This window comes from Pacificoceanicola algae (assembly GCF_049341065.1).
In the GTDB taxonomy this organism is placed as follows: Bacteria; Pseudomonadota; Alphaproteobacteria; order Rhodobacterales; family Rhodobacteraceae; genus Pacificoceanicola.
Genome location: NZ_JBMPIX010000024.1, coordinates 15,865 through 27,904 on the forward strand (window position 1 = coordinate 15,865; position 12,040 = coordinate 27,904).

At 55.5% G+C, this 12,040-nt stretch carries 12 protein-coding genes; 3 read left to right on the top strand and 9 right to left on the bottom strand.

Translation table 11 applies throughout. The features are described from left to right. Positions 1-242: 242 nt before the first annotated feature. Positions 243-1,373, top strand: coding sequence for a tyrosine-type recombinase/integrase (locus ACOYQJ_RS21940; RefSeq protein WP_422908105.1), 1,131 nt, complete (start codon positions 243-245; stop codon positions 1,371-1,373). A 280-nt stretch (positions 1,374-1,653) separates the two neighbouring features. Here ACOYQJ_RS21940 and ACOYQJ_RS21945 read toward each other — a convergent pair whose 3' ends face one another. From ACOYQJ_RS21945 to ACOYQJ_RS21980, 8 genes are all read right to left on the bottom strand, one after another. Continuing rightward, positions 1,654-2,550, bottom strand: coding sequence for a replication-relaxation family protein (locus tag ACOYQJ_RS21945; protein ID WP_422908106.1), 897 nt, complete (start codon positions 2,548-2,550; stop codon positions 1,654-1,656). Continuing rightward, the gene (locus tag ACOYQJ_RS21950; RefSeq protein ID WP_422908107.1) at positions 2,550-4,625 is read right to left on the bottom strand and encodes a type IV secretory system conjugative DNA transfer family protein; all 2,076 of its coding nucleotides are present in this window, start codon (positions 4,623-4,625) and stop codon (positions 2,550-2,552) included. Before ACOYQJ_RS21950 ends, ACOYQJ_RS21945 begins: the two co-directional genes overlap by 1 nt. Further along, positions 4,625-4,984 (bottom strand): hypothetical protein, encoded by a 360-nt coding sequence (locus ACOYQJ_RS21955; protein ID WP_422908108.1) that lies wholly within the window; start codon positions 4,982-4,984, stop codon positions 4,625-4,627. Before ACOYQJ_RS21955 ends, ACOYQJ_RS21950 begins: the two co-directional genes overlap by 1 nt. 165 nt (positions 4,985-5,149) lie before the next feature. After that, a complete protein-coding gene (locus ACOYQJ_RS21960) occupies positions 5,150-5,812 on the bottom strand; it encodes a hypothetical protein (protein WP_422908109.1) in 663 nt (220 codons plus the stop codon). A gap of 81 nt (positions 5,813-5,893) precedes the next feature. Next, positions 5,894-6,379 (bottom strand): hypothetical protein, encoded by a 486-nt coding sequence (locus ACOYQJ_RS21965; RefSeq protein WP_422908110.1) that lies wholly within the window; start codon positions 6,377-6,379, stop codon positions 5,894-5,896. Then, the gene (locus tag ACOYQJ_RS21970; protein ID WP_422908111.1) at positions 6,369-6,716 is read right to left on the bottom strand and encodes a helix-turn-helix transcriptional regulator; all 348 of its coding nucleotides are present in this window, start codon (positions 6,714-6,716) and stop codon (positions 6,369-6,371) included. Before ACOYQJ_RS21970 ends, ACOYQJ_RS21965 begins: the two co-directional genes overlap by 11 nt. Before the next feature lie 301 nt (positions 6,717-7,017). Continuing rightward, a complete protein-coding gene (locus tag ACOYQJ_RS21975) occupies positions 7,018-7,362 on the bottom strand; it encodes a hypothetical protein (protein ID WP_422908112.1) in 345 nt (114 codons plus the stop codon). Then, the gene (locus tag ACOYQJ_RS21980) at positions 7,362-7,787 is read right to left on the bottom strand and encodes a DUF3768 domain-containing protein (protein ID WP_422908113.1); all 426 of its coding nucleotides are present in this window, start codon (positions 7,785-7,787) and stop codon (positions 7,362-7,364) included. The genes ACOYQJ_RS21975 and ACOYQJ_RS21980 overlap by 1 nt, the downstream gene beginning before the upstream one ends. A 203-nt stretch (positions 7,788-7,990) precedes the next feature. On the opposite strand from ACOYQJ_RS21980, the gene ACOYQJ_RS21985 reads away from it, so the two are divergent. Both ACOYQJ_RS21985 and ACOYQJ_RS21990 read left to right on the top strand, forming a co-directional pair. Further along, complete coding sequence (locus tag ACOYQJ_RS21985) at positions 7,991-9,241, top strand: type IV secretory system conjugative DNA transfer family protein (protein WP_422908114.1); 1,251 nt, start codon at positions 7,991-7,993, stop codon at positions 9,239-9,241. A 191-nt stretch (positions 9,242-9,432) separates the two neighbouring features. Next, positions 9,433-10,929 carry a recombinase family protein gene (locus tag ACOYQJ_RS21990; protein ID WP_422908115.1) on the top strand — a complete coding sequence of 499 codons (1,497 nt, stop codon included), beginning with the start codon at positions 9,433-9,435 and terminating at the stop codon, positions 10,927-10,929. Between the two features lie 291 nt (positions 10,930-11,220). Here the strand turns inward: ACOYQJ_RS21990 and ACOYQJ_RS21995 are convergent. Beyond that, positions 11,221-11,978 (bottom strand): IS5 family transposase gene (locus ACOYQJ_RS21995; RefSeq protein ID WP_422908116.1). Its coding sequence is split into 2 segments (ribosomal slippage): positions 11,221-11,642 and positions 11,642-11,978, totalling 759 coding nucleotides; the frame shifts between segments, so codons are not numbered across the junction. Positions 11,979-12,040 lie beyond the last annotated feature (62 nt).

Consider the following 12,040-nt stretch of genomic DNA (forward strand, 5'->3'; position numbering starts at 1 on the left):
TTGCAAAACCCAAGCCCGCCCAAAGGCAGAACGTTCGTTTTATTGTTCATTTTCAAGAGTTTAAATGGTGCCCCCACACGGACTCGAACCGCGGACCTACTGATTACAAATCTGAAATCCTAGATTTTCATAGCTTCTCATGGCTGTATTTAATTGCTAGAAAATCAGTGCATTAAGTGCAATACTCTGAACATTGCAGCACACTGAAAACCACCCATATGGGCGCGATTTGAGAGCCTAAGATGAGCCTAACGGACCTACAGATTAAACGTCTGAAGGCCCCGGAGCGGGGGCAAAAGACATACTATGACCCCGGCTTGCCGGGGTTTGGCGTGCGTGTCTCGCAGGGCGGTGCAAAGACGTTTGTCGTCGTCTACGGCAAAGGTCGACGTCGCCAAAGTCTGGGGCGGTATCCCGACGTGTCTCTGTCAGAAGCCCGCATTCTTGCCAAACGTGCGCAGGCAGACATTGCGCTTGATGACCTGACGCCTTCGCAAGATTTGCCGGAGGTTTCTTTTGAGACAGCCCGCGACAAATTTCTTGCCGATACCGAAGCCCGGACCAAAACGCGCACGATTGACGAATACCGCCGCCTTCTCCACCGTCATTTCCATTTCTCCGGCAGCCTGCAAGAGCTAACGCGTGACCAAATTGCCCGTCCCATTGAAACGCTTCGAGCAACACCTTCTGAGCAACAACATGCGTTTGTCGCCATCCGCACGATGATGAATTGGTGCGTTCGGAGAGGGTACTTGCATGTCTCCCCTGCTCCAGCGCTAACCTTCAAGTCCAAACCAAGGGAGCGGGTGCTAAACGATATTGAATTGGCTGCCGTCTGGCATCGCGCTGAGGGGTATGGATGGCCGTATGGCCCGATCGTTCAGCTTCTCATTTTGACCGGGCAACGACGCGGTGAAATCGTTGGTTTGCGCAGCAGCTGGATCGAGGATCAAATGATCCGGTATCCAAGTGAATTCGTGAAAAACCAGCGTCCACACAGTATTCCTCTTGGAGACTGGGCGATGTCCATCATTGAAGACTTGCCAGAAGGAATTGACCTCTTGTTCCCTTCCCGGTTGGATGATGAGAAACCTTTCATTGGTTTCTCCAAGGCCAAGGTCGCATTCGACCGAGAGCTTGCTATCGCGCCGTACACGCTCCACGACTTACGCCGGACATTCAGTAGCACGATGGCAAAGCTGGGAACGCCAATTCATGTGACCGAGAAGATGCTGAACCACGTCTCGGGAACAATCAGTGGCGTCGCTGCCGTCTATAATCGCCATGCCTACATCGAGGAAATGAAGGAAGCCTACGCGTCCCACGAGGCTCATATTCGCTCCCTGATAGAGATGCATAGACCAGAGAGCTAGTACCACCTAAGCTGAGTGGACCTAGGCTAAGTCGTAACCTGGGCATCGCGATGCTCTTCGATCATGGAGACATCGTGATGAGGATACTTTCAAAGCGCCAACTCAAGGAGTTGGTCCTCTATTCGCCATATGAATGGGCGGCGCTTGAAGCGGAACGCGGCGCGGCAATGCCCAACGATAATCGCGCTAAACAATGCGGCGACGGGTTTTGGAACATGATGCGGCTGTCACAAAAAAGGTATAGTCGAAGTAGACAACTGGGCCGCCACCATTGGTGCGGTCATTCCACCACCAAGGATACGTCCTCCCCCGCCGCTCGCATCCACGCCCCAAGATTAACCAAGCTGCCTGGCGCTGCGCTCACACTCCCGCCATGAATTGTCAAAATGCTTGATTGAGCAGTCGATGATAATCCACCGCACAGGTCCAAAAAACTGTCTTGATCTCGTCTGCACGCAAACACCCACAACACCAACAGGTTCGCCTTAAGGCCATAGTGATTACGGTGCAGCCCGCGCTCAATGATCTCAGCATACTGCGCAATTGACCGCGCGTATGATTTCCGCGCCGCAGTCGACGTTTTTGGCTCGGTGCCGCGATCAACTTCAAGCGCAAAGGCTCGGAAGCTGCCGCCATAGTCGAGGGCGAATAGCTGGTCGGGGATTACCGTGCCCATCGAGGTAGGGATACCAAGCGGAGCATCTTTCTTGGCGAGGATATGGTGCCCCGGAATATACCGCACGCCGACCTTGGCGGCTGCGATGTCAATCGAACTTGTGACACAGGCCGTTGCATAGGCGTGCCACCAATGCCCGGTCGGGCGGATGGTGGGTTCGGCGAGATCATGGTCGACAAGGAAATCACGGGACCGTTTGGTGAAGTCATAGATGTACGGATTGAACTCGGCCCGTTCGGTAACGCGTTGCTGGCGCGGCAAGGTCAGAAAGCCACCGGCGCGCAGTTTTTGCATCGCCCGTAGCGCCGTGTCCTTGCAACGATGCGTATCGCGCGTCAGCTCGTAGAGGTAGACGGAAGATTGGGGGCCGTGGCGTTCGATGTGTTTCAGCCAGCGGATCTCGCGCTCAGTCGGGCGCACCCCGGTCTCGTGCGGTATGTAGTGGAAGGTGGCGCGGCCTATGCTGTCGGTCTGGGGCATGGGGGCAAGGATAATGTACATCAGAGCTCCGGCGAAGGGTCGGTTGGGTCTCTGTCGTCGAATTTTTCTTCTGGATCAGGCCCTTTCCCCTCCGGTGTGTCGGTATGTTCCGCAGCGGCTCGCAGTGGTTCGGCGTAGCGATCGCGGCTATGTTGCCGGATCGCATCAACCTCTGCTTTTGTCGCTCGCGGCAGGCCTTCAAGCACGAAGAATGGGAAGCTGATTGGTGCCGCGCGGTCTGTAAGACCACGGACAAAGGTGGCGAACGTGCCCTTGGGCTGGCGCTGGATAAGATCGGGATCACATGACATTTGCCCGGCCAGTGCCCGGGCATCTCGCGCCGAAACACCCCCCGCCAGTTTGATCGAGGTATTGGCCTCAAATGCCTCCTGCAGACCGCTTGTGAGCTGTCCCAGGTACTGATGAGCCATCACCATGCCGACGTTGTATTTGCGCGCCTGAGAGAGGATGACGCCGATATTCTGGTCAAAGTAGTCTTGCGCCTCGTCGATATAGACAAGGGCAGGCAGTCGATCGCGTGCCTGAAGCGTCGCGCGTTCCTGCGCCGCCTGGGCAATCAGCGCAATGAAGAAACGGCCAAAGATCTCTGTTCCCTGTTCCTTGAGGAGCGACTTGCTGGTGTTGATGAGGATCAGCTTGCCCGCATTCATCTCTGCAAACATGTCGAACTTCGACTGCGGGTGGGAAAACATCCGCTCAAAGGTCTGGTTCTCAAGGACGCCATAAAGGCGGCGCAGTACCTGTGTCTTTGTGTTTGCAAATTCCTTGCTGTCGAACTCGGTTTCAAAGAAGCGGCGCGGCGTGCCCTCCAGCTTGTCGATCTGGTCGCGGTATTTTTCTGTCCCGCCCGGTTCCATCAGTTCCCGAAGTGTGTGGATGGTCGCGTTCGGAATATGGAACATGAGGCGCGTCACATAACGAAAGACCACGCTTTGCTTGGCCGTCATGCCCGCCGACAAGAGCGAGCCCAAAACGAAGTCGTATAATTCGATGATGGAATTTGTCAGGCGCTCGCGTTCCAGCGGATCGTAGTCGGCCAATCGGTCCTGACCGACTGAAAACAGGTTCAGGGAAACCGGGAAGCCGATATCTTCAGGATCAATCAGCACCACCCGCTCCGGTGGCAGCGTTCGTGCTGCCAAGAGGTTTTGAATCAGGTCGCCCTGACTATCGATGACGATGACCGATTTCTGCCCTTTGGCCACATCCTTGAGATCTTCGGATATGAAATATTGCAGCGTCTGGGTTTTGCCGTGCCCGGAGCCAGCCACCATGTGCGTATGCTCGAAGCGACGGGCTTCAGGGATTTCAAATGGCGTCCGCAGGCCAAAGAGTGTCTTGAGGCGCGTGCCCTTCAGATACACGTCGACAACATCGTCGTGTTTGTAGTCGCGCGGGAATACCGGATTTGTCCGATGCGTTGCTGCAAGGTTGCCATCCAGCTGTTGTCGGAGGCGCTTGAAATGCCGGTAGTCATTCTCGGCAAAGAAGGGTGCGATCACCGCCTCAACCGCGCTGCCAATCGGGTGCAGAAATTGCGAGACCTCGACCAAGACGCCACCTTCAATTGGTGGAACTGAATTCGCCACCACCGAAAGGCTGCGAGAAATCGCATCAAGTGCCGAAAGCACCATGACCCGGTCATTGCGGGCCTGCCCGAGGCGAGCGAGCTGGTCGCGGTACCGCGCGCCCTCAACCGTATTGCAAAGTGCCGGGGGCGGCGGAATATCAGGCACCAAGCCCTCGTCGTCGAGTAGGGCCCGTCCCAATTGCAGAAGCTGGATGCGCAGTGCGTCCGGGGTGTCCGGGGGCCAGTGTTTTGACAGCGCCGCTTCGATTTCCGCGTCGGTCAACTCCGCCTGTCCTGAGCAGGCGTGGTGATACAACACGTCCGTTTCTTCGCGTGCCAGCCGTTCAAGGCGCGCCGGACTGTCGCGATAGAGGCGGAATCCGATATAGGACGGAACGGCGATCAGCATGACGGGGGTGAGGATCATCGCGAGAAGCAGCACAAGTGCCAGCGCAATAGAAAGGAACAACAGGCTGTCCGCCACCGTTTCATTCCCGCGCGCCATCAGAGCTCAACCACTGTACGCGCACCGGTCTCGGCGTTGTCGTCGAGCCAGAGTTTCATCTGCCCGAGCATGGCAAGCAGATTGTCTTCGTAGATCTTGGCTCTTGACGGCGTCGCACACAGGAAGCGATCAGTTCGTCCGGTCAGAACGTGTTCGACGCGGAGCTCGAACTTCTCGTCGCGGGCATCGTTTTTTGCGTCGGCGGGCCTGCGGTCAAGCAGCTTGGTTTTTTGAAGGTTGCGTTGCCGTATGATCTGTTTTTCTTCGTGGGTCAGGGCCACCGAAAGAGAGACCTCGTAATACGTGGTTTTGAAAAGCCAGCCCCGTTGCACCGTGTCATGGCTGATCGAAATACGCACCGGTTCACCCTGCAAAAAGACGAAGGGTGGGAGCGGTGGGTTTAGATGCGTAAGCAGATAAAGTCATGGTCCGTGTCGATTGGTTTTTGTGCCGGTATGTGACGGCAAGTTCCGCGATGTTTCCCCATACATGACCCCCATAGAGGTTGGGGGGCACTATGGGGATCAACTGCGTTTCAAGGTGTCGGCAATCACTTTCGGATCTATTGGAAGATGACCACTTGGCACCCGTAGCGTCGAGGAGATTTTGGGGCTTGTGCTTTGTTCATCGATCTTGGCTTTTGCCTCATCGAGCGTGGGATAGATGGCATCTCCAAAAACATATCCGTCTTTGGTCACTTTGATTCTCTTTGATCCGTATTCGATTGTGGTGCCGATGACATGTTCCAGCTTGAGTGCTTTTGTGGATACTGGCAGATCGTCACGGTAGCTGGGTGCATTAGTCGGGGTTTCGATTTGCTCGGCGTCAGCATTGGACTGAAGCGCGGCGAAGCTTTTTTGGATGGTTTCGCCCTGCCGCAACGCGTCCCGCGAAACCTCCAATTGGTCACGGGCGATCTTTAGCATCTGCTGCGTGTACTCGGCGGTATCGACGGCGGCCCGTCCAGTTTGCACCAATGCCAGACTGAGAAAGCCGGAAATCGCCATAGCCAGTCCCGGTATAGTTGCCATCATGACGGCCATTCCGTTCGGGGCACCTCCAAAACTGCGCATTTGGCCCATGGCCGAAGCGGCACTGATAGCCACCAAAACACCAACAACAATTGCACACCAAGCGACAAATCCGAGGAACCCAAACAAGCCTCGGGCTGCTTCATAAGATCTCATATCAAAAACTCCCAGAACAATGCAAAACACGCTGCAACCATGAGGTGCAACGTGTCAATAAAGAACTGAATGGTTTAGACTCTACAATTCGAAATCAGCAGGGCGATGTCGAAGAAGGCCAGCGTCTCGAATAAGGGCGAGAGCTTCGAAATAAATTAGGCCATAAGGCTCTTTCCCCCAGATTGGCGGCTTCATTGGCAAGAGTGGCGCAATATCTGGGAATGTCTCTGCGAAATCCGCTGCTTCGTCATAGGCGTTGTCGAACTTTCGTTCGCGGCGAATGACAAGGTTGAGGATGTCCTGCTCCTGGCCCGCGGCCTGAAACGCGCGCAAGATCCGCAGTTGCCTCCCCAGTTTGCGACCTGCGGAATCCGGGTTTTCGGTGACCAGGATGTCAGGTCGAAACTCTTCGATCCAGCCATGCAGCGTTTCGAGTGCTGATGGCACCGAGCTCGCCCCTTTGCCCGACGTGTCCCAAATGATCAGGTCGCCGTCATCGACGAGAACAGCTCCAAGCCGACCGCACCGCACGGCGACGGCAAGGGCCCTCTGGCCACTACGCGTCATGGTCCGACGAGCTATCTTTCAATCGGACTTCAAGGCGTTTGAGAAAGGCATTGCGAGCACCGATAAAGGCTCCGTCATCTTGAGGCTCGGGCAAAGTGCGCAGATTGTCAGCCAGCGTTACACGGGCTTTGCCGAGGCACTCGCCGTAGAGGCTGTCAAAGCTTCTGGCAAACAAGAGCTGCAAGGCGCAGATTTCTTCCACGGTTGGCTTGCGCTCACCGCGTTCAATCCGACCAATAATGTTATGGGTTGACCCGATCAGATGTCCGCAATCCTCCTGGCTGAGGCCTGATTTTTTGCGCATCGATTTGAGGTCAAGAATGAACTCTTCAAACATGATGTAAATGAACTAGCGAATAACGCGGTGATGATAGCCGAACCCGACAAATGCCGGTACCACCGGTCAGCTGCCGATTATGAAAACGGGTGGTGCCTGTGCGCCGGGCTCTGAAGCGCGTGGTATGGCGGAAAGCGAAAGGGTAACCCCTTTCGCGCCACCCGCTCCAATACCCGCAGAGGCACCACCCGTTTTCAATTCCAGAGTACCTCTATTCTCGCGAATTTGGCGGCATCGCGCCAGACCCCATACTGTTCACTACTCGCAGACAGAAATGGCCCGCCACAGAGGCGGGCCATGCTCAGAACAGAGACATTTGCGCTTTGTCCGGATCATCAATTCCATAGAGGTAGCGGGCCATGGCCACTGTCTGCTTGCCTTTGAACAGCGGGGCCTCGGTTACGTGATTGACGATATGCCAACCGGCCCAGATCTTGAGACCGGAGCCTTGAAACCTCACGTCAAGGCGATCAGGCCCACAACTGCCGCCCCAGATGCCTAGAACGCGTTCCAGGGCTGCTGAGAGCTCGCTGTCGGTCATGCCACGGCCAATCTCTTCACCATACCACTTGGGCAGAGCCTTGGTGGCGGTTCGGAAAGCTTCCTCCTTGTCCGTTTGCGAGAGCGGGCGTGGTTGCCGGGCCATCAGTATTCGCTGGCCAGCATGATGGTCAGGACCCGATGCGTCACGTTAGGATCGGCGGCATCATCACTGTGCCGCTCCAGTGCCGGATCGAAATAATCGATTTTGAAGAACAGCTTTTCCTGGCCGATCTCAAAGGCCCCAAAATCGTGTTCGTGATGCGGATCGTTGTCTTCTGAGAAGTCATCGAACTCCGACATCGCTTTGACGGCGGATGTCGCAAAGTCGTCGCCTGCGGCTTGCACACCGGCGGTGAGCAGAATTGTTGCCTGATCTGCCTGACCCCGGCGCAATAGGTCATTCAGCCGCCGGATACGTTGGGTTCGGTACACCTCGTCAAGCAGCCAGTCGGGTGTGTTCTCTTTCCCGCAAACATCACACACAAAGTGATCGAAAATGGACTTCAGCTGCCAGTCTTGGGTGGCCATGCTCCATTCCGCCCAAGCATCCCGGACGACTTGTTTGGATCCGCAATCGGGACAAATCGGATATGCTCCAACCATGTCCCAGATTTGCCGTTTCTTGGTTCCCATGTCGGTCTCCTTCCGTGGGGTGGCCGTCCGACACCGCGTCAGACGTACCCCTCGAAAGAAGACAAAGAACGTTCCATATTCAGTTTTGCGTGCTGGCCATGATCGCGCAACTCCCGACCGTCTGCCAAATCCGCAGATTGGCCGCTCTACTCATATCGGCTGGTATGCGGGACAATCGCGGGATGTTTCCAATCAGTCCGACGATTTCCATTCTCGGTCACGCTTATAGCCGCCACGGCGATCGGCTTTTTGGAATCCGCCAACCTGACCGGCTTTTGCACACGTATGTCGTTGGTCAGACTGGCACCGGCAAATCGACCCTTATCCAAAACCTGGCAATGCAGGATTATCGCGCCGGACGTGGATGGTGTGTCATTGATCCACACGGTGATCTGGCCGAAGCGCTCGCCGCGACGTGCCACAAGGCAATCTATTGGAATGTCGCCGATCCCGCGTCTGAGTATGGCTACAACCCATTGACCAGGACATCACCGCGCCTGCGTCCACTGGTCACTTCAGGGCTTATCGAGGCGCTCAAAAAACAATGGGCGGATGCCTGGGGCGTTCGAATGGAACATCTCCTACGGCATGCAGTGCTCGCACTGTTGGATGTCCCTGCAACTGATCTGCGCGACATTCCGCGAATGTTCCTCGATCGCGCGTTTCGCTTGGAAATCCTGTCGTATGTGACGGACCCGCAGGTGCGCCAGTTTTGGACCGAAGAATATCCAAATATGAACTACAAGAATGCCAGCGATGGGTTTGCGCCGATTGCCAATAAGCTGGGAGCCTTCCTGTCACATCCTGTCGTTCGCACCGCTTTGTGTGAGCCAGCGCAGCCATTGCGGTTTCGGCACCTGATGGACACTGGACAGGGGCTTGTCATCAACCTTGCCAAAGGTCGCCTGGGCGCGGACATCGCCAACGTGCTGGGCGGTCTGTTGGTCTCCAACATCACCCACGCGGCGTTTTCCAGACATGACATCGCAGAAGCAAGGCGCCGTCCGTTCTTCCTCTATGTTGACGAATTCCACAGTTTCACAACAGAAGCGGTGGCCGACCTGCTTTCTGAAACCCGCAAATACGGGCTGGGAATAGTCATGAGCCAACAACACACGGGTCAAAACGCAGACCCTGTTTTCGCCTCGATCCTGGGCAACGTGGGCACCATGATTTGCTTTCGCGTTGGAGCAACCGATGCTCCCATCCTGTCTGCGCAACTGGGCCATGTTGCAGGGCAAGACTTGGTGACACTACCAAACTATCAGGCCTTCGTGCGCATGATGCTCGACCAGGCCCCGAGCAGGGCCTTTTCAATGCGCACACTACCCAAGCTCTGCACAGGCTAGACATTGGCGGGACTACAAAGGCTGGGCCGAGGCGCGTATCCTGTTGAGATGAAACACGAAGATCATCTCCAGGAACATCTCGACATCTGTCTTTCGATCTTTCGGCGCTTGTCGAATGAAGGGATGTGGCCTTGGCCAGATTCGCAAAATTCTGAGGATTTGGTAGAGTCAGAAAACAACGCCAAACAACCATGAAGCCGTGTTTTGGATACATTCGAGTATCGACCCAAAAGCAAGGGCTTGGGGTCTCTCTCGACGCACAAAAAGAAGCGATCATGGATTTTGCGAGTCAACACAGCTTGCAGGTTGTCCAATGGTTTGAAGAAAAGGAAACGGCTGCCAAGCGTGGTCGTCCTGTGTTCAATCATATGTTGAAACAACTCAAGCGCCGCCGCGCCGCCGGTCTCATAATGCACAAGATTGACCGATCAGCCCGCAATTTGCGTGACTGGGCACTTGTTTCCGAGCTGCCGAATATGGGTGTGGACATCTACTTCGCCACGGAAACGTTGGATTTCCGTTCCCGCGGGGGACGTCTGGCCGCCAATCTCCAAGCGGTGATCGCCGAGGACTATATATACAACCTGCGTGAAGAAACGATCAAAGGATTGAATGGACGCCTTAAGCAGGGTCTCTACCCTTTTCGCGCGCCGATTGGATACGTCGACAATGGGCGAGGTCAGCCAAAGACGCCTTGTCCAGTAAAAGCACCAATGATCAAAAGGGCGTTCGATCTGTATGCCTCCGGTGCCCATTCCCTGCGCACACTGCTCCCCGAACTTGAGCGCATGGGTCTGCGCAACCATTCGGACAAACCGGTGACGAAACACGGACTGGAGACCATTCTGTCCAACCCGTTTTACACTGGCCTGATCGTCATCAAACGCACGGGAGCGGTCTACACCGGCCAACACCCGCCAATAATCTCAACCAGAACATTCCAGCGCGTCCAGGACGTGAAGTCGGGCAGAGCTGGCAAGAAAGTCACCCGCCACAACCATCTGTATCGAGGACTTTTTCGATGTGGCCTTTGTGATGGTCCGATGTCACCCGAGCGCCAAAAAGGGCATGTCTACTATCGTTGCCAAGAACGATCCTGCGCGACCACGACCATTCGTGAGGATCAGATTGATCAGCTTGTCCTGGAACAACTACGTTGCTGCCAGCTGTCCGAGCGTGACGCAAAGAAAGTAAAATCGGACTGGCTGGCGCACATTGGTTCCAATCCTGAACAAGATTTGGAACGGTCGCTGGACCTGCAGATCTCGCAATCGAGAGCCAAGTCAGATCGGCTGATGGACTTGCTAATCGACGGAACCGTCGACAAGGCGGCCTATGACAACAAGAAGCTGCAGATCGAACTAGAGATCGCAAATCTGCAGGAAGAGCTGGAACGAGTGCAAAAAGCGCAGGTTACCGAGGGGCTGATCGAACAATTCCTCGAACTTGTAAAAACCCTTGCAGAGCTTCATATTTTGGCAAATCACGCCGAAAAACGTCGGATCGTAAAAAACTGTTTCTCGAACCGGACAGTGGTCGGAAAAAACCTATGTCTAGAGCCATATAAATGGCTTAACAGTCGAAAAATTTCCGAACTGTCCCCTTTGGTGACCCAGCACGACCCACTTCTCGAACTTTTGCGCGGATTTGGCAGGTCGTCGGAAGATGATTTTGAGCAGGCGGCGTGATTGATATTTGTCTAGAACCGATCAAGTTCGAGATTGGCAATAGTGACCCGTGACGATACGCTTCTCGAACTTTTGCGCGAGGTGCGCGGGTCAGAGGGAGACGATTTGGATCAAGCAGCATGATGAGAAGTTTGTCTACTCCCCTTCAGATGCACCAGGTGCAGATGTGACCCGTGACGATACACTTCTCGAACTTTTGCGCGAGGTTCGAAGGTCAGGCTGAGATTTTCTGGAAAAGGCCGCGAAGAAACAGCCAGGTCAATTTAGTCGCAAAATCCTTAGGGTCAGGATTCATAACCAGAAGATGACGGTTGCTGCGAGAGCGATTGCCGAGAGGAAGACCTTCGGACACCTATCGTAGCGGGTTGCCACGCGCCTCCAGTCCTTGAGCCTTCCGAACATGATCTCGATGCGGTTGCGCCGCTTGTATCGGCGCTTGTCGTATTTGACCGGGGTCTTTCGCTGCTTTCGGCCGGGAATGCAGGCGCGTATCCCTTTGTCTTGCAACGCTTCTCGGAACCAGTCGGCGTCATAGCCGCGATCCCCGAGCAGCCATTTGACGCTTGGCAGGCTACTCAGTAGCGCCCGTGCGCCGATGTAGTCGCTGACCTGACCGGCGGTGACGAACAGGTTGAGCGGCCGCCCCTGGCTGTCGCAGACGGCATGCAGTTTGGTGTTCATGCCACCCTTGGTTCGGCCGATCAGGCGACCGCGCCCCCTTTTTTCGCGGCCATGCTGGTCGCGGTCCGGTGGGCCTTCAGATATGTCGCGTCGATCATCACGGTCTTCTTTTCGCCGTGCTCGGCGGCCAGACCCGCCATCATCCGCGCGAAGATGCCTTTCTCGCTCCAGCGCTTCCAGCGGCTGTAGAGCGTCTTGTGCGGGCCATATGCTTCCGGGGCATCGCGCCACCTTAACCCATTGCGGTTGATGAAGATAATCCCGCTCAAAACCCGCTTATCATCGACCCGAGGCCGACCATGAGACTTCGGAAAGAAGGGTTTAAGACGCGCCATCTGCGCGTCGCTCAGCCAGAAAAGATCGCTCATGTCACCGCTCCGTTTTCGGAGCCGTGAATCACGCAGTGCGGCGGAAATCAATGCATCCTGAC